Annotated in this window: 21 protein-coding genes and 1 other RNA gene; 15 read left to right on the forward strand and 7 right to left on the reverse strand. The window is 64.7% G+C overall.

The features are described from left to right. Window positions 1-9 precede the first annotated feature (9 nt). The 3 genes from pyrC (at window position 10) to rnpB (ending at window position 2,440) form a co-directional block, all read left to right on the forward strand. On the forward strand, window positions 10-1,047 hold the full coding sequence (gene pyrC, locus PCE31106_RS03890) for a dihydroorotase (protein ID WP_150562445.1): 1,038 nt from the start codon (window positions 10-12) through the stop codon (window positions 1,045-1,047). Window positions 1,048-1,091: 44 nt separating this feature from the next. Further along, window positions 1,092-1,874, forward strand: coding sequence for a DUF3025 domain-containing protein (locus PCE31106_RS03895; RefSeq protein ID WP_150562446.1), 783 nt, complete (start codon window positions 1,092-1,094; stop codon window positions 1,872-1,874). 156 nt (window positions 1,875-2,030) lie between these two features. Continuing rightward, window positions 2,031-2,440: RNase P RNA component class A (gene rnpB / locus PCE31106_RS03900), an RNA gene on the forward strand. Window positions 2,441-2,528: 88 nt separating this feature from the next. Here the strand turns inward: rnpB and PCE31106_RS03905 are convergent. After that, complete coding sequence (locus PCE31106_RS03905; protein WP_026132304.1) at window positions 2,529-2,951, reverse strand: OsmC family protein; 423 nt, start codon at window positions 2,949-2,951, stop codon at window positions 2,529-2,531. A gap of 636 nt (window positions 2,952-3,587) precedes the next feature. Here PCE31106_RS03905 and rplM point away from each other — a divergent pair. The 4 genes from rplM to erpA all read left to right on the forward strand — a co-directional run bounded on the left by rplM (window position 3,588) and on the right by erpA (window position 6,112). Then, window positions 3,588-4,016, forward strand: a complete 429-nt coding sequence (gene rplM / locus PCE31106_RS03910; RefSeq protein WP_010805091.1) for a 50S ribosomal protein L13 — start codon at window positions 3,588-3,590, stop codon at window positions 4,014-4,016. A 10-nt stretch (window positions 4,017-4,026) separates the two neighbouring features. After that, the gene (gene rpsI, locus PCE31106_RS03915) at window positions 4,027-4,422 is read left to right on the forward strand and encodes a 30S ribosomal protein S9 (RefSeq protein WP_010805092.1); all 396 of its coding nucleotides are present in this window, start codon (window positions 4,027-4,029) and stop codon (window positions 4,420-4,422) included. A 183-nt stretch (window positions 4,423-4,605) separates the two neighbouring features. Beyond that, complete coding sequence (gene argC, locus PCE31106_RS03920; RefSeq protein WP_017235648.1) at window positions 4,606-5,649, forward strand: N-acetyl-gamma-glutamyl-phosphate reductase; 1,044 nt, start codon at window positions 4,606-4,608, stop codon at window positions 5,647-5,649. A 97-nt stretch (window positions 5,650-5,746) separates the two neighbouring features. Continuing rightward, complete coding sequence (erpA, locus tag PCE31106_RS03925) at window positions 5,747-6,112, forward strand: iron-sulfur cluster insertion protein ErpA (RefSeq protein ID WP_017235649.1); 366 nt, start codon at window positions 5,747-5,749, stop codon at window positions 6,110-6,112. Between the two features lie 99 nt (window positions 6,113-6,211). Here erpA and PCE31106_RS03930 read toward each other — a convergent pair whose 3' ends face one another. Both PCE31106_RS03930 and PCE31106_RS03935 read right to left on the reverse strand, forming a co-directional pair. Continuing rightward, window positions 6,212-7,360 (reverse strand): anhydro-N-acetylmuramic acid kinase, encoded by a 1,149-nt coding sequence (locus PCE31106_RS03930; protein WP_150562447.1) that lies wholly within the window; start codon window positions 7,358-7,360, stop codon window positions 6,212-6,214. Window positions 7,361-7,453: 93 nt separating this feature from the next. Beyond that, window positions 7,454-8,824 carry a M23 family metallopeptidase gene (locus PCE31106_RS03935; protein ID WP_017235651.1) on the reverse strand — a complete coding sequence of 457 codons (1,371 nt, stop codon included), beginning with the start codon at window positions 8,822-8,824 and terminating at the stop codon, window positions 7,454-7,456. Window positions 8,825-9,023: 199 nt separating this feature from the next. On the opposite strand from PCE31106_RS03935, the gene tyrS reads away from it, so the two are divergent. The 4 genes from tyrS to PCE31106_RS03955 all read left to right on the forward strand — a co-directional run bounded on the left by tyrS (window position 9,024) and on the right by PCE31106_RS03955 (window position 12,370). Continuing rightward, a complete protein-coding gene (tyrS, locus tag PCE31106_RS03940) occupies window positions 9,024-10,268 on the forward strand; it encodes a tyrosine--tRNA ligase (RefSeq protein ID WP_017235652.1) in 1,245 nt (414 codons plus the stop codon). Between the two features lie 52 nt (window positions 10,269-10,320). Beyond that, window positions 10,321-10,788 carry a D-aminoacyl-tRNA deacylase gene (dtd, locus tag PCE31106_RS03945; RefSeq protein ID WP_150562448.1) on the forward strand — a complete coding sequence of 156 codons (468 nt, stop codon included), beginning with the start codon at window positions 10,321-10,323 and terminating at the stop codon, window positions 10,786-10,788. A gap of 183 nt (window positions 10,789-10,971) precedes the next feature. After that, on the forward strand, window positions 10,972-11,598 hold the full coding sequence (locus PCE31106_RS03950) for a YbhB/YbcL family Raf kinase inhibitor-like protein (RefSeq protein ID WP_017235654.1): 627 nt from the start codon (window positions 10,972-10,974) through the stop codon (window positions 11,596-11,598). 70 nt (window positions 11,599-11,668) lie between these two features. Beyond that, complete coding sequence (locus tag PCE31106_RS03955) at window positions 11,669-12,370, forward strand: histidine phosphatase family protein (protein WP_051060347.1); 702 nt, start codon at window positions 11,669-11,671, stop codon at window positions 12,368-12,370. 112 nt (window positions 12,371-12,482) lie between these two features. Here the strand turns inward: PCE31106_RS03955 and PCE31106_RS03960 are convergent, their stop codons facing one another. The 3 genes from PCE31106_RS03960 to ruvC form a co-directional block, all read right to left on the reverse strand. Next, window positions 12,483-13,469: an oxygenase MpaB family protein gene (locus tag PCE31106_RS03960; RefSeq protein WP_083902410.1), complete on the reverse strand. Its 987-nt coding sequence runs from the start codon at window positions 13,467-13,469 to the stop codon at window positions 12,483-12,485. Window positions 13,470-13,505: 36 nt separating this feature from the next. Continuing rightward, complete coding sequence (gene ruvB / locus PCE31106_RS03965) at window positions 13,506-14,576, reverse strand: Holliday junction branch migration DNA helicase RuvB (protein ID WP_026132306.1); 1,071 nt, start codon at window positions 14,574-14,576, stop codon at window positions 13,506-13,508. Between the two features lie 142 nt (window positions 14,577-14,718). After that, on the reverse strand, window positions 14,719-15,261 hold the full coding sequence (ruvC, locus tag PCE31106_RS03970) for a crossover junction endodeoxyribonuclease RuvC (RefSeq protein ID WP_150562449.1): 543 nt from the start codon (window positions 15,259-15,261) through the stop codon (window positions 14,719-14,721). 301 nt (window positions 15,262-15,562) lie between these two features. Here ruvC and PCE31106_RS03975 point away from each other — a divergent pair, with 301 nt between their 5' ends. From PCE31106_RS03975 to PCE31106_RS03985, 3 genes are all read left to right on the forward strand, one after another. Further along, entirely contained in the window at window positions 15,563-15,979 is a 417-nt protein-coding gene (locus PCE31106_RS03975; protein WP_026132307.1) for a CopD family protein, read from the forward strand. Between the two features lie 106 nt (window positions 15,980-16,085). Beyond that, the gene (locus PCE31106_RS03980) at window positions 16,086-16,706 is read left to right on the forward strand and encodes a 2-hydroxychromene-2-carboxylate isomerase (protein ID WP_150562450.1); all 621 of its coding nucleotides are present in this window, start codon (window positions 16,086-16,088) and stop codon (window positions 16,704-16,706) included. A 71-nt stretch (window positions 16,707-16,777) separates the two neighbouring features. Beyond that, window positions 16,778-17,758 carry an NAD(P)-dependent oxidoreductase gene (locus PCE31106_RS03985; RefSeq protein ID WP_150562451.1) on the forward strand — a complete coding sequence of 327 codons (981 nt, stop codon included), beginning with the start codon at window positions 16,778-16,780 and terminating at the stop codon, window positions 17,756-17,758. Between the two features lie 61 nt (window positions 17,759-17,819). Here PCE31106_RS03985 and PCE31106_RS03990 read toward each other — a convergent pair whose 3' ends face one another. Continuing rightward, the gene (locus tag PCE31106_RS03990; RefSeq protein WP_017235662.1) at window positions 17,820-18,665 is read right to left on the reverse strand and encodes a MurR/RpiR family transcriptional regulator; all 846 of its coding nucleotides are present in this window, start codon (window positions 18,663-18,665) and stop codon (window positions 17,820-17,822) included. A 301-nt stretch (window positions 18,666-18,966) separates the two neighbouring features. Here PCE31106_RS03990 and edd point away from each other — a divergent pair, with 301 nt between their 5' ends. Continuing rightward, the gene (edd, locus tag PCE31106_RS03995) at window positions 18,967-20,799 is read left to right on the forward strand and encodes a phosphogluconate dehydratase (protein WP_174974955.1); all 1,833 of its coding nucleotides are present in this window, start codon (window positions 18,967-18,969) and stop codon (window positions 20,797-20,799) included. The last annotated feature ends 31 nt before the right edge of the window (window positions 20,800-20,830 follow it).

Genomic DNA, 20,830 nt, shown 5'->3' on the forward strand with positions numbered 1-20,830 from the left:
AAAACGCCCATGATCAACGAACTGACTATCACCCGCCCCGATGACTGGCACCTGCACGTGCGCGATGGCGACGTGCTCAAGAGCGTGCTGCCCGACAGCGCCCGCCAGTTCGGGCGCGCGATCATCATGCCGAACCTCAAGCCGCCGGTCACGACGACCGAACTCGCCGCCGCGTATCGCGAGCGTATTCTCGCGGCGCGCCCGGCCGGCAATGCGTTCGAGCCGCTCATGACCCTGTATCTGACCGACAACACGGCCGCCGACGAAATCCGTCGCGCGAAGGCATCGGGCTTCGTGCATGGGGTGAAGCTTTACCCCGCCGGCGCCACGACGAACTCCGACGCCGGCGTGACCGATCTGGCCAAGTGCCGCGGCGCGCTCGAAGCGATGCAGGACGTTGGCATGCCGCTGCTTGTGCACGGTGAGGTGACGAGCGCCGACATCGACATCTTCGATCGCGAAAAGGTCTTTATCGACCGTGTGATGTCGCCGCTGCGCCGCGATTTCCCGGGCCTCAAGGTGGTGTTCGAACACATCACGACCCAGGACGCCGCCGAGTATGTCGCGCAGGCCGACGGCCCCATCGCCGCCACGATCACCGCGCATCACCTGCTGTACAACCGCAACGCGATCTTCACGGGCGGTATTCGACCGCATTACTACTGCCTGCCGGTGCTCAAGCGCGAGACGCATCGCGACGCTCTCGTGAAGGCGGCTACGTCCGGCAGTCCGCGCTTCTTCCTCGGCACCGACAGTGCCCCGCACGCACGCGAAGCGAAGGAAGCCGCCTGTGGCTGCGCCGGCTGCTACACGGCGCTGCACGCGGTAGAGCTGTACGCCGAGGCGTTCGACAAGGCCGGCGCGCTCGACAAGTTCGAAGGCTTTGCCAGCTTCCACGGCCCGGATTTCTACGAACTGCCGCGCAATACTGACAAGATCACTCTGGTGCGTGAAGACTGGGAACTGCCGGCGGCGCTGCCGATGGGCGATGCGACCGTGGTGCCGTTGCGCGGCGGCGAAGTCATCGGCTGGAAGTTCAAGGGGTGAGTCCAGAGGACGCGTCGGCGCCTTTGGCGTCCACGCGGACAGGCTTGCCGGCGATCGACTGGCACGCGCCCTGGTTCGACGCGGTTGCCGAGCGGGGACGGGACGCCTTGGCGGGCGCCGACTGGCGCGAGGCGCTGTCGGCGCAAGCGGCGGCGGCCGGACAGGTGAGTGGGCGGGGGCGGGCGTTGCGATTCGTCGCCCCACAGGCGCTTCCCGCCGACACCGCCTACGAGGCCTTCATCGCGGACACAGGCGGGGTGCCGACGCGCCTTAATCTGCATGACTTCTTCAATGCGCTGATCTGGCTGGCCTATCCGCGCGGCAAGGCGGCGCTCAACGCTCGTCAGGCCGCCGCCATCGCCGTCGACGGTGTGCAAGCCACGCGCGGTGCCACGCGCGATGCCGCCACCCTCTTCGACGAAAATGCCGTCCTCTTCGCGTGTAGCGACCCTGCGCTGGGCGGGGCGCTTCGGGCGTTCGACTGGCACACGCTCTTCGTTGCACGGCGTGCCGATTGGGGGCGCGCCTGCGAGGTGCAGCCTTTCGGGCATGCGTTGCTGGAGAAGCTCGTTGCCCCGTACCCGGCAGTGACCGCGCACGCGTGGATCGTGGACGTGCCACACGCCTACTTTGGCTGGACACCGAATGCGCGCCGCGCCTGGCTCGACGCCCGGATCGCGCCGGGGCTCGCCAATGGGCCGCTCACGACACGTGACTTCGCCCCCTTGCCGGTGTTGGGCATCCCCGGTTGGTGGCCGGCCAACCAAGACCCCGCCTATTATCGGGACACCTCGGTCTTCCGGCCTGGCCGGCGTCGGACGAGCTGAGTGTCTCGGTGGCGCGTGGGCCGGGAGGGTGGACGTCGGGCAGAGTTGGGATCGGAAGTAGGACGGCGGTATCGCGGCGGTATCGCGGCGGCACGGCGGCGGCACGGCGGCGGCACGGCGGCGGCACGGCGGCACGCGTGATACACTTCGGCCCGCAGAGTCGGCCAGACAATCGCCGCCTCCCTTTGGGAGGGGGAGGAAAGTCCGGACTCCACAGGGCAGGGTGATGGCTAACGGCCATCCGTCGTGAGACGCGGAACAGGGCAACAGAGAACAGACCGCCGATGGCCCCTGGCGCAAGCCAGGCGGATCAGGTAAGGGTGAAACGGTGCGGTAAGAGCGCACCGCGGCGTGCGGCAACGCACACGGCACGGTAACCTCCACCCGGAGCAATTCCAAATAGGCAGGTGAACGGCATGCGCCTCGTGCGGATGCCGGCAACGGGGCCCCCGGGAGCCTGCGGGTAGGAAGCTTGAGCGGCGCAGTGATGCGTCGCCTAGAGGAATGATTGTCAGGCGCGGCGCGAGTCGCGTTCACAGAATCCGGCTTATCGGCCGGCTCTGCATCCGAACAAAACACAAAAGGCTCCCGCTGGGAGCCTTTTGTGTTTCCAACGTCATCGTGTCGGCGAGCCATGGCCGGACCGAGCGATTCTCAGCCTTCGACGATCTCGACGCTATGGGTGATCTCCGCCGTCTTCGCGAGCATGATCGACGCCGAGCAGTACTTGTCGTGAGAGAGGGTCACCGCGCGCTCCACCGTGGCGGGGTTCAGATTGCGCCCCGTCACCGTGAAGTGGAAGTGAATCTTGGTAAAGACCTTCGGATCTTCGCTGGCCCGCTCGGCCTTGAGCGTGACGTTGCAATCCTTCACTTCGGCCCGGCTCTTCTTGAGAATCAGCACGACGTCATACGCCGTACATCCGCCCGTGCCAACCAACAGCATTTCCATCGGACGCGGCGCCTGATTGTGACCGCCACCCTCCGGGGCACCGTCCATCGCGACGATGTGTCCGCTTCCCGTCTGGGCGACGAAAGCCATACCGTCCTGGCCCATCCAACTCACCTTGCATTCCATATTCCGAAACCCCGATATCCCGTTCAAGCGAAAATTGTAACGGCTTCCGCTAAGGCGCGTACGACGCTCAACGCGACCTTGGGATGCCGACCTGGGCAGCACGGGTTGCTGCGTCGCAATATTGGCGCTTTTTTGATCGTGGTTTCAGGCGGATAAACCCTAAAGTTAGATGTTGGACTCTACTGGCGGCGTTGTTGCGTAAGGTGTTTTGATGATAACTGATTGATTTTAATGCAAATAGTCGTCGACTCCTCATTTTCCGACCGTTCCGCATTATGGTTATTGATTTCGCACTATAGATTTTCTTGCATCGCACCATCGGGTTTGCTAGACTGCAGTCATTGGTTGTTGTGCTTCACAGCAATTCTGCCAGTGTCTCCTCCACCCTCCTCCTTTGGTGGATTTAACCCGGACCCATGAGGTTCGGGTTTTTTTTGTGCGTCGGGAAACGCCGTTTACCGACGAGTGGTTTTTTCTGTATAATCAACGGCTTTTCCGGAAATGCCCACGGAAGATACATCAGGGAGAGCCTGCAAGCACAGGACTGCGCCATGCGATGCAAATCGCGAGGACGCGGCCGGCAGACAAGCAGGAAGTTGATGTTAATGGGGCAAATGTATTTTATTTGGATCGATCATGAAGACGTTTTCCGCTAAGCCGGCAGAGGTGACGCGCGAATGGTTTGTGATTGACGCGACGGACAAAGTCCTCGGCCGTGTCGCCAGCGAAGTGGCACGCCGTCTGCGCGGCAAACACAAACCGGAATTCACGCCGCACGTTGACACGGGTGATTACATCATCATCGTCAATGCTGCCAAGCTGAAAGTTACGGGCGCAAAGCAAACCGACAAGAAGTACTACCGTCACACGGGTTACCCGGGCGGTATTTACGAAACCACGTTTGGCAAAATGCAAGAGCGTTTCCCGGGCCGTGCGCTCGAGAAGGCCGTGAAGGGCATGCTGCCGAAGGGTCCGCTGGGCTACGCGATGATCAAGAAGCTGAAGGTTTACGCCGACGGTAACCATCCGCACGAAGCGCAGCAACCGAAGTCGCTCGAGATCTAAGGGCCACGCCATGTTCAAAAACGATTGGAATTACGGCACCGGCCGTCGCAAAAGCGCTGTTGCTCGCGTCTTCATCAAGGCTGGCAAGGGCGACATCGTCGTCAACGGCAAGCCGATCAAAGAGTACTTCGCTCGCGAAACGTCGCTGATGATCGTTCGTCAGCCGCTCGAGTTGACCAACCACGCTGAAACGTTCGACATCAAGGTCAACGTGTCCGGCGGCGGTGAAACGGGTCAGGCCGGTGCGGTTCGTCACGGTATCACCCGCGCACTGATCGACTACGACGCGACGCTCAAGCCGACGCTGTCGACCGCTGGCTTCGTCACGCGCGACGCCCGTGAAGTCGAACGTAAGAAGGTGGGTCTGCACAAGGCTCGCCGTCGCAAGCAATTCTCGAAGCGTTAATCGCCCGAGTGCTTGTTCGCATCGGCCTCTGGCGGATGCAAGGAAAGGCCGCCTCGTGCGGCCTTTTTTCTATTGTGCGTCGCCTTTGGCGCGTGTGACTCGCGCAGGTGTCAGGCGCGTTGCCGTCCCACACGTGTCGTGGAAGCTTGATAGAATCGCGGTTCCGATTGAAAGGGGTAGGACATGGTCAAGGTAGGTATCGTAGGCGGCACCGGCTACACCGGTGTGGAGCTGCTCCGTTTGCTGGCACAGCACCCGGAAGTGAAGTTGACGGCGATCACCTCGCGCAAGGAAGCGGGTACGCCGGTCGCCGATATGTATCCGAACCTGCGAGGCCGTGTCGACCTGGCATTCTGCACGCCCGACGACGCCCGCCTGACCGATTGCGACGTGGTGTTCTTCGCCACGCCGCACGGCGTGGCCATGGCGCAAGCGCGTGAGCTGCTCGCCGCCGGTGTGCGCGTGATCGATCTGGCGGCGGATTTCCGCCTGAAAGATATCGCCACGTTCGAAAAGTGGTACGGTATGCCCCACGCTTGCCCTGACATTCTCGAAGAAGCCGTCTACGGCCTGCCCGAAATCAACCGCGACAAGATCAAGAGCGCCCGCGTCATCGGTCTGCCGGGCTGCTATCCCACGTCCGTGCAATTAGGCTATGCGCCGCTGTTTGCCGGTGGTCGCAAGCTGGTCGACCCCAAGCACCTGATCGCCGATGCCAAGTCAGGGGCGAGCGGTGCGGGTCGCAAGGGGGAGACGTCGCTGATTCTCGCGGAGTCGGCCGACAACTTCAAGGCTTACGCCGTGAAGGGCCATCGTCATCACCCGGAAATCAAGCAGGGTCTGGAGGCGATCGCGGGCTACGACGTGGGCCTGACGTTCGTGCCGCACCTGCTGCCCACGATTCGCGGCATCCACTCGACGCTTTACGCGACGATCCTGCCCGAAGCGCGCGACACCGATTTCCAGGCGCTGTTCGAGACGTATTACGCCGGCGAGCCGTTCGTGGACGTGCTGCCGGCCGGCTCGATGCCGGAAACGCGCTGGGTGCGCGCATCGAACTATGTCCGTATGGCGGTGCATCGTCCGGGCAATGAAGATACGCTGGTGATCCTCGTCGTCGAGGACAATCTGGTCAAGGGCGCGTCCGGTCAGGGCGTGCAGTGTATGAACCTGATGTTCGGCTTGCCGGAGAACATGGGGCTGACCCATATTCCCGTACTGCCGTAACGGTATTTATGGTCTCTAAGCCCTTGATTTTTCTGCCGTCGGCACAATCTGGGAATAGAGACTAGAATGGTACCGAACCGATTTTTGGAGATTTGCGATGAACGCACCGCTTGAGGCCGCCGTCACGGAAATGCCCGCTTTCCTGGTCTTTACCGACAGCGCCGCGGACAAGGTCAAGCAACTGATCGACGAGGAAGGCAACGCCGAGCTGAAACTGCGCGTTTTCGTGCAGGGCGGCGGTTGCTCCGGCTTTCAGTATGGTTTCACCTTCGATGAAGACGTCAACGAAGACGATACCGTGCTCGACAAGAACGGCGTGTCGCTGCTGATCGACTCGATGAGCTATCAATACCTCGTCGGCGCCGAGATTGACTATAAGGAAGACATCAACGGCGCGCAGTTCGTGATCAAGAACCCGAACGCTTCCACGACTTGTGGCTGCGGTTCTTCGTTCTCGGTCTGAGCCGCACGAAAGCCGTATCTGGATGCAGTACGAGACAGGGCCCGCGAGGGCCCTTTCTTATTGCTCCGTCGATTTCCTGGTGCCATGGGTGCGCCTGGCTCAGTGCGGATAGATCGCGCCGAGAATGCGAGGGCCGTGCGCGCCGGTGACGGATGCAAGATTCCCCGGTTGCCTGACCAGGCAACGTTGCGCGAGCCAGGCGAAGGCGCGGGCCTCGACTTGATGCGGCGGTACGCCGAGCGCCTCGGTCGTCGCGACGGTCACACCCGGCAAACGCGCCGCGATGGCTTGCATGAGTGCACGATTGCGCGTTCCGCCGCCGCAGGCGTAAAAGCCTCGGCAGTCGGGCGCGTAACGCAACACGTCGTCGGCGACACACTGCGCGGTCAGCGCGACGAGCGTGGCCTGGACATCCACCGGCGACACGCCCGGAGCGGCCGCCAGTCGGGCATCGAGCCAGTTCGCGTGGAACAGGTCGCGACCGGTGCTCTTCGGCGGCGTCTGACGGAAGTATGGCTCGCTCAGCAACGTGCCCAGCAAGGTTTCGTCGACGTGTCCGCTGGCTCCCCAGGCGCCTGCGTCGTCATACGAGGTTCCGAGATGACGGGCGGCCCAGCCATCGAGCAGCGCATTGCCCGGGCCGCAGTCAAAGCCGCAGACGGGCTGGCCGGATGCCGCCGCCGGCAGAATCGTCACATTGCTGATGCCGCCGAGATTGCAGACGACGCGCGTCTGCCCGGCATCCGAAAACACCGCCTGATGGTAGGCGGGCACAAGCGGTGCGCCCTGGCCGCCGGCGGCGACATCCCGGCTGCGAATGTCTGCGACGACATCGATGCCGGTCAATTCCGCAAGCAGTGCGGGCGCGTTGAGTTGGCGCGTATAACCGATTCCATCGAACTCGCCCGGACGGTGGCGGATCGTCTGCCCATGGGCGCCGATGGCAGCGATAGCGGACGCCGGCAATCCGGCCGCCGTGAGCAGCTCGCGCACGCAGTCCGCATAGACGCTTACCAATGCGTTCGCCGCCAGCGCTTCCCGGTGCAGCTCGTTTTCCGAGGGCGCTTGCAACACCATCAACGTTTCACGCAGATCGTCCGGAAAAGGGAGATAGGCTTCTGCGAGCACCGGCCCGCTGGCTGACGCGACGAGCACGCCGTCGACACCGTCGAGACTGGTGCCGGACATCAGGCCGATGAAATGGGAGGGAGATGCTGGGGCGTCGAGGTGGCGAGCGGTGTCGGTCATGGGCGGAGCGGGGGCCGGAGAAATCGAATCCGCACCGGGAGGGGGCGCAGGTGAGTCACCTATCGCCCCGCACAGTGCGGTCTCCAGCATACCTCAATCGCGCTCGGCGACCTGCACGGTGCGCATCAGATCGATGCGCTTGAGAAGGTTCTCGGCGTACATGTCGAATAGCTTCAGGCGCGGACCCGAAAGCGGCGCGACCGCCGCCACGTCCGTTGAGAACGGGTTGAGCGGCACACCCTTGAAGCGCAGTTCATAGTGCAGGTGCGGGCCGGTGGCCCAGCCCGTCTGTCCGACGAAGCCGATGACCTGACCTTGGGTGACACGCGTACCGGGCTTCATGCCTTGGCCGAAGCCGGACAGGTGGGCGTAACGCGTCTGGTAATTGCCTGAGTGATCGATCTCGACCAGATTGCCGTAACCGTTTTGCTTTCCGACGAACTTGACCACGCCGTCGCCGGCTGCAAACACGCGCGTGCCGATAGGCGCTGCCAGATCCACGCCTTCGTGCTGCTTCCACTTGTGCTGGAACGGATGCTCGCGACCGCCGAAGGCCGACGAAATCCGCGAAAATTCGACCGGCGTGCGCAGGAAAGCCTGTTTCAGATTGCGACCGTCAAAGCCGTAGTACGCGCCCTCGGGCGCGCCCTTCGGATCGGCGTACCAGATGGCCTGGTGTGTCTTGCCCTGATTGATGAATTCGATCGCCAGCACACGGCCAGTGCGCACGGTGCGATCCTGCTGCTTGATCACCTCGTACACGAGGCGGAAGCGGTCGCCGCGGCGAACGTCACGCTGGAAGTTGATCACCCCGGAGAAGATGTTCACCATCTGCGCGACGACCGCATCGGGCACGCCCGCATCGTCCATCGCCGTGAAGAAATTGCCCGCGATGGCACCGGAGCGCATGGCCCATTCGGTATCGTTGGCAAGCTGCTCCATACGGGCGCGCAGGCGACCGCCGTCGTTGCGATCGATCACCAGTTGCTGGGCCGCAGTGCTGCCGTTGGACAACACGGTGGAGAGCGAGACGAGCTTGCCGTCGTCGTCGGTCTCGGCCTGCACGACATTCCCTGGAGGCACGCCGATCAGGCGACGGGCGACGGCGTTCTCACGAATGAACCGCTCGGCCGCGGGGTCTTGGATCGACAACCGCGAGAGCATGTCGCCCAGGGTTTCGCCGCGGCGCAGGGCCACTTGATGAATAAAGGTCTGGGATTGCGCGTCGAGCTGCTGAATCTGTTTGGCCAGGTCGGGGAAGGTGAGCGGCAATGTCACGCTCACACCGTTGCGGGCCGCGTCGGGCACCATCGGTGCCACGCCGAAAGCGGTCACCATTCCCAACGTCAGGGCAGAACCGACCGTTGCCACGATTTGCACCTTCCTGCGACGGTGCTTGGGCTGCGTGGGATCGATCAGCGTCAGCAGTTCACGCGCAAAAAAATCACGGAGTTTTGGCCACATCACGTAAAATTCTGCGCAACTTACAAAAAAAGCCCGGGCGGAGCGGCACGCTTCGAGATTGCCTGTCGGAATTCCGGGGCAACCCGGCGTCGCTTCGGCCCGAGCCGAGAATTGAGCCGCGATTATAGCAGAGCTACCGCGGCCTCCGCCTTTACTGACTGCTCAAGGGAAACCCTGAACCAGTCTGGACAATGATGTTATGACAAGTGAACACGCACTCACCTCGGAAAAGAAGTATCCCGTGACCGACGCCGCGCGGGCCGCACTGGCGATCGCCAAGCGCGGTTGCGACGAGCTGCTCGTGGAAGAGGAGTTCCTCCAGAAGCTGGCGCGCAGCGAAGCGACCGGCAAGCCGCTGCGCATCAAGCTGGGACTGGACCCGACGGCGCCCGACATCCACATCGGCCACACCGTGGTGCTCAACAAGATGCGCCAGTTGCAGGATCTGGGGCACACGGTCATCTTCCTGATCGGCGACTTCACGTCGCTGATCGGTGATCCGTCGGGCCGTAACAGCACGCGTCCGCCGCTCACCCGCGAGCAGATCGAGTCGAACGCCAAGACGTATTTCGAGCAGGCCGCGCTGGTGCTCGACCGTAACAAGACCGAAATTCGCTACAACAGCGAATGGTCGATGAAACTGGGCGCGGACGGCATGATCAAGCTCGCGTCGCGCTACACCATGGCGCGCATGCTCGAGCGCGAGGACTTCACCAAGCGTTTCCAGGGCGGCGTGCCGATCGCCATCCACGAATTCCTGTATCCGCTCATGCAAGGCTACGACTCGGTGGCCCTGGAGTCGGATCTGGAACTCGGCGGGACCGACCAGAAGTTCAACCTGCTCGTGGGCCGCGAATTGCAGAAGCAATACGGCCAGGAGCCGCAGTGCATTCTGACGATGCCGCTGCTCGAAGGGCTGGACGGCGTTGAGAAGATGTCGAAGTCCAAGGCCAATTACGTGGGCATCAGCGAGAAGCCGAGCGAGATGTTCGGCAAGCTCATGAGTATCTCGGACGATCTGATGTGGCGTTACTACGAGCTGCTCTCGTTCCGTACGCTCGACGAGATCGCCCAATTGCACAAGGACGTCGAAGGCGGGCGCAATCCGCGCGACGTGAAGGTGCTGCTCGCGCAGGAGATCGTGGCGCGCTTCCACTCGCAAGCCGATGCCGAGCGCGCGCTCGAGGATTTCAACGCGCGCGCCAAGGGCGGTGTGCCGGACGACATTCCGGAAGTTTCCCTTGAAGGCGCGCCGCTGGGGATCGCTCAGCTCCTCAAGCAGGCGGGCTTGGTGCCGTCGACGTCGGAAGCCAACCGCAACATCGAGCAGGGCGGCGTGCGGATCGACGGCGAGGCCGTGTCCGACAAGGGCGCGAAGATCGACGCCGGCACCTATGTCGTGCAGGTCGGCAAGCGCCGCTTCGCGCGCGTGACGCTCGCTTGAGCGTCGCCGCCCGATCGCCGCTGATGTGGCGCGTGCTGGCGCGGGGCAGCCGATGATCGCGCTCATCCAGCGGGTGCTCGAAGCCGCCGTGACGGTCGATGGCCGCACGGTGGGCGCCATCGGGCCGGGCCTGCTCGCCCTCGTGTGCGCCGAGCGCGGCGACACCGAAGCGAGCGCGGACAAGCTGCTCGCGAAGCTGCTCGGCTATCGCGTGTTCTCGGACGAGGCGGGCAAGATGAACCGCAGCGTGTCGAGCCTCGACGGCAACGGCGCGCCCGGCGGGTTGCTGCTCGTCTCGCAGTTCACGCTGGCGGCCGACACCCACAGCGGCACCCGGCCAAGCTTCACCCCGGCGGCCAGTCCGGCCGACGGCAAGCGGCTCTTCGATCATTTCGTGACTCAGGCGCGTGCGCGCCATCCGATCGTGGAAACGGGCGAATTCGGCGCTTACATGCGCGTCTCGCTCGTGAACGACGGACCGGTCACGTTCTGGCTTCAGACGCGTCCCGACGCCGGTTGACGTTCGGGGTGGGCGGCGTGTGCTGCCGATACCGCGCGTTATCTGCGCCGCCGGCCGCATCCGCCCAGGGCCTATCCCGAAAATTGCTCGGAATCGTCCGGTTGTGGGGGATGGCCCGCACGCGATTCGCATCGGTGTGATACCGTCGTCGAGTTCCGAAACGACAATGCTTGGGAGAAACCGATGAAAGTCTGGAGTGACTCGTTTGCCGACAATGCGGCGATAGATGAACAGTTCGCCTTCGGCAAACCGGATGCACAGGCGCACGTGGCGCTGTCGCAGAACAAGAATCCCCATTTGGCGTGGTCCGATGCGCCGGCCGGTACCCGTTCGTTTGTCGTGATCTGCACCGATAGCGACGTACCGAGCCAGGGCGACGACGTCAACCAGGAAGGTCGCGAAGTGCCGGCGACGCTGCCGCGCGTCGATTTCTATCATTGGGTGCTCGTGGACGTGCCGGCGTCGGTGTCCGAGATCCCGGCGGCCAGCCACAGCAACCACGTTACGCCGCGCGGCAAGTTCGGCCCGGACGCGCTCGACGGCATGCGTCACGGCGTCAACGACTACACCGCCTGGTTTGCGGGCGACGAGGGCATGCGCGGCGATTACTACGGCTACGACGGCCCGTGCCCGCCGTGGAACGACACGATCGTGCACCACTACCACTTCACCGTGTACGCGCTCGATATCGCCCGTGTGCCGCTCGACGGCCGTTTCGGGGGCGACGACGTGCTCGCGGCGATTCAGCCGCACGTGCTTGGGCAGGCGCGCGTGACCGGCACCTACACGCTCAATCCGGCGCTGGCCTGACGGCGCGCCGTTTGCCTCCGCTCGCTTTGACTCACGCCACACGTAACAAGCAATCGCATCGATGACCGGCATGACCACGACCCTGACTTTGATTCGCCACGGTGAGACTGACTGGAACCGCGCCAAACGGATTCAAGGCCACACCGATATCCCGCTCTCGACCGAGGGCGAGCATCAGGCGGTCTTGTTGGGACAGCGTATCGAACGCGAGGTGGCGGCGCGCGGGCGCGTTTTCGACCACGTGCTTACGAGCGATTTGCAGCGAGCGGTGCAGACGGCGGAACCCGTCGCGCGCGCGTGCGGTTTGCCGCTGGTGCGCACCGCGAGTTTGCGGGAGCGTCACTATGGGGTCTTCGAAACCCGTGTGCCGGACGAGATCCAGGCGGAATTTCCGCAAGACTATGCACGCTGGCAGAGCCGCGATCCCGATTTCGTGATTCCCGGCGGCGAGTCCACGCGAGGTTTCTACACGCGTATCACCGAGTCCGTCGCGCAACTGCTGCACGACTATGCGGGCAAGCATCTGGCGCTGGTGGCGCATGGCGGCGTGCTCGATTGCTGCTATCGGCTCGCAACGCGGCTTGCATTGACCGAGCCGCGTGCCTATCCGCTGCTCAATGCGAGCGTGAACCGCCTGGCCTACGATGGCCAGCGCTGGCAAGTGCTGTGTTGGGGGGATGTCGCGCATCTGGACGCCGCCGTGCGAGACGAAAGCAACGACAGGCCGGAGGGCGCTGCCGCCATGGATCGCGTCGATCCGCGCGTGGTGTGACAGGCTGGCCGGTCGGGTCAGCACGTCGGGGCGTGTAAGGCCGCTAAGTCACCTAAGTCACCTAAGTCCGCTAAGTCTGCCAAATCCGCTAAGGGCCGTGACGCAGACGTGCCTAGCGTTCCAGCGATGACTGCACGACGACAACATCGGGCGTCGCCAATGCGCGACGTCGCGCGCGGTGCGCCACGCTGTTGCGCATCGACCAGCGGGCGACCTGCGCCATGTGACGCACTGCGGGCCGCACCGTCAGGCGACGTACCGTCGCCCCTTCCCCGAAGCCGAGCATCGCCTGCGACCAGTCGGGCAGCAAATCGATGCCTGCGCGAAACAACACGCCGCTGAACAGGCGCGCGCCTGTGAACGGCGCGGGCAGATTGCGCAACACACGCACGACTTCGTCGGTGCGCTCGCTCGCGCACAAGGCCGGGCGCATGGCCGCGAGATAGTCGTCGATCTGCGCGACACTCGTCGGCACGTCGCGAGCGCCGAGCGCCACCGCAATGCGCGCGACTTCCGCGTAATAACGATCCTGCTCGCTTCGGGCGAACGCCGGATCCTTGTAGACGAGATAGCTGCGCAGGAAGCTCGACGTCTCGGCCACATGCACCCACGTCAGCAGATCCGGATCGTACGCGGCGTAGGGGCGCCCGTCGGGGGCGACGCCCTTGACCTGCAGGTGGATGCGTCGCACCCGCTCAAGCAGCGCCTGCGCGTCGGCGGTATTGCCGAACGTCGTGCCGCCGATGAATGTGGCCGTGCGGCGCAGACGGCCGATCACGTCCTGTCGGAAGGTCGAGTGATCCCAGACGCCGGCCATCGCGAGCGGGTGCAACGACTGCATCAGCAGCGCGCTGATGCCGCCGATCATCATCGACGTGAAGTCTCCATGCACGTGCCAGCAGGCGGCGTCCGGGCCGAACAGGCCGGGGTCGCCAGCCGGGGTGTCGTAGTTCAGTCGTGGCGCGCCGGGGCCTGAGGTCAGGCTCACCAGCCGCATCGCAATGGCGTGCCGCACACGTCCCGACACGCCCACGACCGGCCCGGCAGGCCGCAAGGGCGTTGCCGGAGGCGGTGTCGGGAGGTCGTCGTGCGAGGACATGCGAGGTTCAGTGTGGCGATGTCAAAGCGGCAGGTTTCACTTGCCGGTGGCGTCGGGCGACCAGAGCGAGCTGCTGTCCGGCGCACTGCCAGGGGCGGCCAGTCCGAAGTGACGATACGCGGCAAGTGTCGCGACGCGCCCGCGAGGTGTGCGTTGCAGGAAGCCCTGCTGGATCAGGTACGGCTCGATCACGTCTTCGATGGTGTCGCGCTCTTCGCCGATGGCGGCGGCGAGGTTGTCCACGCCCACGGGGCCGCCGTCGAACTTGTGGAGCACGGCTTCGAGCAGCTTGCGGTCCATCACGTCGAGGCCGACCGAATCGACGTCGAGCATCGAGAGCGCGGCGTCGGCCACGGCGGCGGTAATGCGCCCGTCGGCCTTCACTTCGGCGTAGTCGCGCACACGCCGCAGCAACCGGTTGGCGATACGCGGCGTGCCGCGCGCGCGGCGGGCGATCTCAAAAGCACCGTCGTCGACGATGGCCGCGCCCAGCAGGCCGGCCGAGCGGCGCACGATGCCGGTCAGTTCTTCGGCCGTGTAGAACTCCAGACGCGCCACGATCCCGAAGCGGTCGCGCAGCGGATTCGTCAGCATGCCGGCGCGCGTGGTCGCTCCCACGAGCGTGAACGGTTGCAGATCGAGCTTGACGCTGCGCGCCGCAGGGCCTTCGCCGATCATGATGTCGATCTGGTAATCCTCGAGCGCCGGATACAGGATTTCCTCGACGACGGGCGAAAGCCGGTGGATTTCGTCGATGAACAGCACGTCGTTGGCTTCGAGATTGGTCAGCAGCGCGGCGAGGTCGCCCGGGCGCTCGAGCACGGGCCCCGACGTCTGGCGCAAATGCACGCCCATTTCGCGGGCGATGATGTGCGCGAGCGTCGTCTTGCCCAGGCCCGGCGGCCCGAACAGCAGCACGTGGTCGAGCGGTTCCGAGCGCTTGCGCGCGGCCTCGATGAAGATCTCCAACTGGCCGCGCACCTTGCGCTGACCGACATATTCGTCGAGCAGCTTGGGACGCAGCGCGCGCTCGAAGGCTTCTTCGTTAGGCGAGGCCGGGGTCGGCGCAATAATGCGCTCGGCGGCGAGTTTGTCGGTTTCGATCATGGCTGCATTGTAGCGCTTCGGACGTCGCTTGCCGGCGTGAGGCAGCACGGTATCCCGCGACGTACGACGATGACCGTGATGGCAACCGCCACGGCAAGCGCACGCGTAAGGGCAACCGCAACCGCAACGGCGGTGGTGCCGCTCAGCCGACCAGACGACCGCGCCGCACGCGCAGGCCCTTGGCCGCAAGGGTCGGGGCGACGCCGGCCAGTGCCGAGTACGTCTCGCCGCTGTGCGCATGGCAGATGGCGACGCCCAGCGCGTCGGCCGCATCCTTGCCGGGGGTTCCGGTGAGCGTGAGCAGACGGGTGACCATCTCCTGGACCTGCTCCTTTCGGGCGCGTCCGTAGCCGACCACCGCTTGCTTGAGCTGCATCGGCGTGTATTCGAAGACCTCGAGCCCGCCGACCGACAGCGCTGCGATCGCCGCGCCGCGCGCTTGTCCAAGCAGAAGCGTGGATTGCGGATTGACGTTGACGAACACCTTCTCGATGGCGGCCTGATCGGGCCGATAGGTGTCGACCAGTTCCGCTACGCTCTCGAAGATGATGCGCAGCCGCGCGGGCAGTGTGCCTTCGCCGGTGCGTATGACGCCGCTCGTCACGTACTGCAGACGGTTGCCGTGCTTTTCGAGCACGCCGAAGCCAGTGACACGCAGCCCGGGGTCGATGCCAAGAATTCTCATGCGGGGGCCAATGATCGGAAAACCGACCGATGCGGGGCGAAGACGCCAATATGGCCCGTATTCTGGCACAGCCGCGCGAGGGCGTCGCTCAAGGTGTGTTTCATCGGGTGAGACGCGATGACGCCGCACCCCAGCGGATGACGACCCGGTGCGCGATAACGCCGCGGGCCGCGTCGCGTCGATTTGTCGCGGTGCCCGAGCCTGAATGCGCGGGACGTTGCCCTTCGCGGCGCGACGGATTGTTGTACATTGTTTGCTGTTCAAAATATTCGACGGCCTGCGTGCGGGCCGCCTGTCCCCGATGCTCTGGATCAAAGCGCTCCATATCGTTTTCGTCGCCTCGTGGTTCGCCGGCCTGTTCTACCTGCCGCGCATCTTCGTCAACCTCGCGATGGAGAGCGATCCCGCTGCCACGCAGCGCCTGCTGCTCATGGCCCGCAAGCTCTATCGCTTCATGACGATACTGGCGGTGCCCGCGCTCGCTTTCGGACTGATCCTCTGGCTGTACTACGGGATCGGACGCTACGGCGGCTGGTTGCACGCCAAGCTGCTCATCGTGGTGTTGCTGCTGGGGTACCACCATGCGTGCGGCCGTCTGCTGCGCAAATTCGAAACCGGTCGCAACACACATTCGCATCGCTGGTATCGCTATTTCAACGAATTCCCGGTGCTGGCGCTGCTCGCGGCGGTGATCCTCGTGGTCGTCAAGCCTTTCTGACGCGCCGGGTCATTTTTCACCCACGTCGTCGCGCATCGCCAGCACTGGCCACTGCACCATCGCGCGCCCACGCGCGCGCACCACCAATACCCGAGAGGAGTCTGCCGTGAGTCTGACCTGCGATTATTTCGTGGCGCCGCCGTCGCCCTATGTCTACATGGGGCAGGCCCGCTTTGTCGAACTGGCACGTCGCTACGACGTGCAGATCCAGTTGAGGCCGATGGATATCGGGCGCATCTTCGCCGGCTCGGGCGGCCTGCCGCTGGCCAAGCGTGCGCCGCAGCGCCAGGCGTATCGTCTGGTCGAGCTGGCGCGCTGGTCCCGCTATCTCGGCGTGCCACTCAACCTGGAACCGAAGTACTTTCCGGTGGCGGGCGATCCGGCGGCGCGTTTGATCGTCGCCGCGCAGCTCGCGCATGGCACGGACAAGGCGCTCGCGCTGACGGCGGCCATTTCGACGGCGCTGTGGGCCGAGGAGCGCAACATCGCCGACGAGGCAACGTTGCAGGCGATCGCCGACAGCCTGTCGCTCGACGGCGCATCGCTGCTCGCGGCGTCGAAGACGGCCGGCGTGCAGGCGGCCTACGACGCCAACACCGACGACGCCGAACGCGCCGGCGTCTTCGGCGCGCCGTGGTTCGTGTTCGACGGCCAGCCCTACTGGGGCCAGGACCGCCTCGATTTTCTCGAACGGGCTTTTGCCGACGCGCAAGGCGCTCGGCGCTGATCCGGCATACCGAACATGGGGTCCGTTGCCCGCGGGTGCGGGGAGCGGCCCCCCCCAAAGGAGTGAAGAGGATGAGTCTTCCGGAAGTGGTGCTGTACAAGAGCGTGCCGCCAGATGTGCGCGCGCGGTTGGCCGAAACCTTTACGCTGACGGAATTCGACGGGGTGAACGACGGCAATCGCGCGGCATTCATGGCGGCGTTGGGCCGCGCCGAGGGCGCCATCGGCGGGGGCATGAACGTCACGCCCGCATTGCTGGACGCCGCACCCAGGCTCAAGGCCTGGGCCACCATTTCGGTGGGCTACGATCAATTTGACGTGGCCGATCTCACGCGTCGCGGCATCGTGCTGATGAATACCCCCGACGTGCTGACGGAAACCACGGCGGATACCGTCTTCGCCCTGATTCTGTCGAGTGCCCGGCGCGTCGTCGAACTGGCCGAACTGGTGAAGTCGGGCGGTTGGACGGCGAGTCTCGACGAGGCACATTTCGGTACCGACGTGCAAGGCAAGACGCTTGGCATCGTCGGCATGGGCCGCATCGGCGGCGCGGTCGCGCGTCGTGCCGCGCTCGGTTTCGGCATGAAGGTGTTGTACAGCAACCGTTCGCGCAACGAGGCTGCGGAGCAGGCCTACGGCGCTCGGCACCGGGCACTTCCGGCGTTGCTGGCCGAAGCCGACTTTGTCGTGACGCTCGTACCGCTATCGCCGGCGACGGAACGGTTGATCGGAGCGAACGAATTCGCGCAGATGAAGCCGGGCGCCATTTTCATCAACGCGGCGCGCGGCAAGGTGATCGACGAGGCGGCGCTGATCGATGCGCTGGCGTCGGGCCATCTGCGTGGGGCGGGCCTCGACGTGTTCGAGCGCGAGCCGGTGTCGGTCGATTCACCGCTGCTGAAGATGAAGCAAGTGGTCGCGCTGCCGCATATCGGTTCGGCAACACACGAGACGCGCCATGCCATGGCCGCGTGCGCGGCGGACAACCTCGTTGCTGCGCTGACCGGCAAGCCATTACAGAACGCCGTCAATCCGCAGGCACAGCAGCGCTGAGCGGGGTATAGGCGCTGACCTTAAGCGACGCGAAATGACGAGGGTGAGGCGATAGCCGTGGCTATCGCCCTTCGTTCGTCGTCCGGCGGCGATTGATGACTTCCTTCGCGCGCGCGAGTTGGGCGGGCAGGCGATCGCCCAGGCGCAGCGCCATGCCCACGGCGAGCACGTCGCCAATGGCGAGATGCGCGATACGCGAGGTCAGTGGCGAGTAGACGTCGGTGTCTTCGTCGACATCGGCGAAGAGCGCGACGCTCGCCTGCCGCGCCAGTGGCGAGTTGCTGTGCGTGATTGCAATCACGCTCGCGCCCGCCGTTCGCGCCAACTGGACGGCTTCAAGCAGATCCTGCGTGCGCCCGGTGTTGGAGATCGCCACCACCACATCCCCCTGTCGCAGCAGCGCGGCCGACATCCCATAGACATGCGGGTCGCTATATGCCACGGCGGGCACCCCGAGCCGGAAGAACTTGTGCTGCATGTCCTGTGCGGCAATCCCCGACGCCCCCGCGCCATAGAACTCGATGCGCCGTGCCCCGGCAAGCAGCTCGATGGCTTGCCCGATACTGTCGGGCGAGAGATTGTTGCGAACCTGCATGAGACTGCCGATGGTGCGGTCGAGCACCTTGCTGGCGATGCCCGGCACCGGTTCGTCGGGGCGGACATCGCGGTGTACGAACGGCACCCCTTGCGCGATGCCCTGCGCCAGCCGGATCTTGAACTCCCGATAGCCGCTGCAACCCACCGCCTGACAGAACCGGGCGATCGTGGGTTGGCTGACGCTGGCGCGTTCGGCGAGTTCGTTCATCGACAGATCGACGACTTCGCGCGGCGCATCCAGCACATAGGTCGCGAGCTTGCGCTCGGACGGGCGCAATTGGGTCAGCGTGGCTTTGATTCGGTTCAGCATGGCAGGCGTCGACAAAAGCAGGCGCCCACTATAGCACCCGCAGGTCCCGGCGCCGTAGCGCGGGCGCGGATCGGCACGTGTGCAAGTTGCGGTGCGAATGTACAAAAACTACAGAAAATCAGCATTTCATATTATGGTGTGATGTTTCTTGATACGGTAAAATTCGACGTAACTATCGGATAACACTAGGGACAAGCCCGGATGCCGATGTCTTTCGATTGATGGGATGTAGAATTTCTACTAAACTCCGCTCCGAATCGCACCTACCCTGGGTGCGTCGCAATTTCCGTTCCCCGGCATGATGTCTGAGCAAAAGAAGCCCCTGCACCCGACCGTAATGGCCGTCACGGCGCGCATTGCCGCGCGCAGCCGCGACACGCGTGCGGCGTATCTGGCTCGCGTCGACGCCAGCGCCGGACGCTTCCCGCAGCGCGGCGCGCTGTCCTGTGCCAATCTGGCGCACGGATTCGCCGCCATGCCGGCCAATGACAAGCTCGTCCTGCGCGAACAGCGTCGTCCGAACGTCGGCGTCGTCACGGCTTACAACGACATGCTCTCGGCACATCAGCCGTATGAGTCGTATCCGACGCGTTTGCGCGAAGCCGCGCGCAAGCTTGGCGCCACGGTGCAGGTCGCAGGCGGGGTGCCGGCGATGTGCGACGGCGTCACGCAAGGCAACGCAGGCATGGAGCTATCGTTGTTCTCGCGCGAGATCATCGCCATGAGTACGGCGGTCGCGCTCTCGCACAACATGTTCGATGCCGCGCTGATGCTCGGTGTTTGCGACAAGATCGTGCCGGGTCTCGTGATCGGTGCCCTGCAATTCGGTCATCTGCCGACGATTTTCGTGCCGGCCGGTCCGATGGCGAGCGGCTTGTCGAACGACGAGAAGGCCAAGATCCGCCAGGCGTATGCCACGGGCAAGGTCGGCCGCGACGCGCTGCTCGAAGCCGAGTCGCAGGCCTATCACGGCGCAGGCACCTGCACGTTCTACGGCACCGCCAACAGCAATCAGCTCCTGATGGAAATCATGGGCCTGCACCTGCCGGGCGCGGCCTTCGTGCATCCGCACATGCCGCTTCGCGACGCACTGACCGACGCCGCCCTCGCGCGCGTGCTGGCCATCGGCGCCGACGCGCCCGACTACACCCCGATCGGCCATGTGGTCGACGAGCGTGCCGTCGTCAACGGCATCGTCGGCCTGCTGGCCACGGGCGGTTCCACCAATCACACGCTCCATCTGGTGGCGATGGCCCGCGCGGCGGGCGTCATCATCGATTGGGACGATTTCGATGCGTTGTCGGCCGTGGTGCCGCTCATGGCGCGCGTCTATCCGAACGGCAAGGCCGACGTGAATCATTTCCACGCGGCGGGTGGCATGGGCTTCCTGATCGGCGAATTGCTCGACGCGGGCCTGCTGCACGACGACGTCAAGACCGTGGCCGGTCCGGGCCTCGCGCGCTACCGCGCCGAGCCGTGGCTGTCGCCCGATGGACTGGCGTGGCGCGCCGGTAGCGCCTACAGTGGTGATCGTGACGTCCTGCGCGGCCATGCCGAACCGTTCGCCCCCGATGGCGGATTGCGGCTCATGCACGGCAATCTGGGACGCGGCGTCATCAAGGTGTCGGCGGTCAAGCCGGAACATCGGCGCGTGGCCGCAACGGCACGCGTATTTGCGTCGCAGGAAGCGGTTCAGACCGCGTTCGACGCCGGTGAATTGCGTCGCGACGTGGTCGTGGTGCTGCGTGGCCAGGGGCCGCGCGCCAATGGCATGCCCGAGCTGCATCGCCTCACTCCGCTACTCGGTGTTTTGCAGGACGAAGGGTTTGCGGTGGCACTCGTGACCGATGGCCGGATGTCCGGCGCCTCGGGCAAGGTGCCCGCCGTGATTCACGTGTCGCCTGAAGCATCGGGCGGCGGCCCGCTGGCACGGGTGCGCGACGGCGATCTGATCGTGCTCGACGCGAACGCCGGCATGCTGCACGCCGAGGTGGCCCCGCAGGCGTGGGAGGCGCGTGAGATGGCAGAAGTGCCGGTCTCGGGCGACGACACCGGGCGTCTGCTCTTCGGTCACATGCGCGCGGCGGTGGGCGCGGCAGAAGCCGGCGCGTCCGTGTTCTTCGGTTCTGAGTGACGTGCCGGTCACGTCGCTGCATTCAAGGAAA

This window comes from Pandoraea cepalis (assembly GCF_902459665.1).
Classification (GTDB): domain Bacteria; phylum Pseudomonadota; class Gammaproteobacteria; order Burkholderiales; family Burkholderiaceae; genus Pandoraea; species Pandoraea cepalis.

What these genes read in the sequence shown, in the direction of transcription:
- pyrC (WP_150562445.1), top strand. Translation starts at nt 10, where the DNA reads ATGATCAACGAACTGACTATCACCCGCCCCGATGACTGGCACCTGCAC.
- PCE31106_RS03905 (WP_026132304.1), bottom strand. Translation starts at nt 2,951, where the DNA reads ATGGAATGCAAGGTGAGTTGGATGGGCCAGGACGGTATGGCTTTCGTC.
- rplM (WP_010805091.1), top strand. Translation starts at nt 3,588, where the DNA reads ATGAAGACGTTTTCCGCTAAGCCGGCAGAGGTGACGCGCGAATGGTTT.
- rpsI (WP_010805092.1), top strand. Translation starts at nt 4,027, where the DNA reads ATGTTCAAAAACGATTGGAATTACGGCACCGGCCGTCGCAAAAGCGCT.
- argC (WP_017235648.1), top strand. Translation starts at nt 4,606, where the DNA reads ATGGTCAAGGTAGGTATCGTAGGCGGCACCGGCTACACCGGTGTGGAG.
- erpA (WP_017235649.1), top strand. Translation starts at nt 5,747, where the DNA reads ATGAACGCACCGCTTGAGGCCGCCGTCACGGAAATGCCCGCTTTCCTG.
- PCE31106_RS03930 (WP_150562447.1), bottom strand. Translation starts at nt 7,360, where the DNA reads ATGACCGACACCGCTCGCCACCTCGACGCCCCAGCATCTCCCTCCCAT.
- PCE31106_RS03935 (WP_017235651.1), bottom strand. Translation starts at nt 8,824, where the DNA reads ATGTGGCCAAAACTCCGTGATTTTTTTGCGCGTGAACTGCTGACGCTG.
- tyrS (WP_017235652.1), top strand. Translation starts at nt 9,024, where the DNA reads ATGACAAGTGAACACGCACTCACCTCGGAAAAGAAGTATCCCGTGACC.
- dtd (WP_150562448.1), top strand. Translation starts at nt 10,321, where the DNA reads ATGATCGCGCTCATCCAGCGGGTGCTCGAAGCCGCCGTGACGGTCGAT.
- PCE31106_RS03950 (WP_017235654.1), top strand. Translation starts at nt 10,972, where the DNA reads ATGAAAGTCTGGAGTGACTCGTTTGCCGACAATGCGGCGATAGATGAA.
- PCE31106_RS03955 (WP_051060347.1), top strand. Translation starts at nt 11,669, where the DNA reads ATGACCACGACCCTGACTTTGATTCGCCACGGTGAGACTGACTGGAAC.
- PCE31106_RS03960 (WP_083902410.1), bottom strand. Translation starts at nt 13,469, where the DNA reads ATGTCCTCGCACGACGACCTCCCGACACCGCCTCCGGCAACGCCCTTG.
- ruvB (WP_026132306.1), bottom strand. Translation starts at nt 14,576, where the DNA reads ATGATCGAAACCGACAAACTCGCCGCCGAGCGCATTATTGCGCCGACC.
- ruvC (WP_150562449.1), bottom strand. Translation starts at nt 15,261, where the DNA reads ATGAGAATTCTTGGCATCGACCCCGGGCTGCGTGTCACTGGCTTCGGC.
- PCE31106_RS03975 (WP_026132307.1), top strand. Translation starts at nt 15,563, where the DNA reads ATGCTCTGGATCAAAGCGCTCCATATCGTTTTCGTCGCCTCGTGGTTC.
- PCE31106_RS03985 (WP_150562451.1), top strand. Translation starts at nt 16,778, where the DNA reads ATGAGTCTTCCGGAAGTGGTGCTGTACAAGAGCGTGCCGCCAGATGTG.
- PCE31106_RS03990 (WP_017235662.1), bottom strand. Translation starts at nt 18,665, where the DNA reads ATGCTGAACCGAATCAAAGCCACGCTGACCCAATTGCGCCCGTCCGAG.
- edd (WP_174974955.1), top strand. Translation starts at nt 18,967, where the DNA reads ATGTCTGAGCAAAAGAAGCCCCTGCACCCGACCGTAATGGCCGTCACG.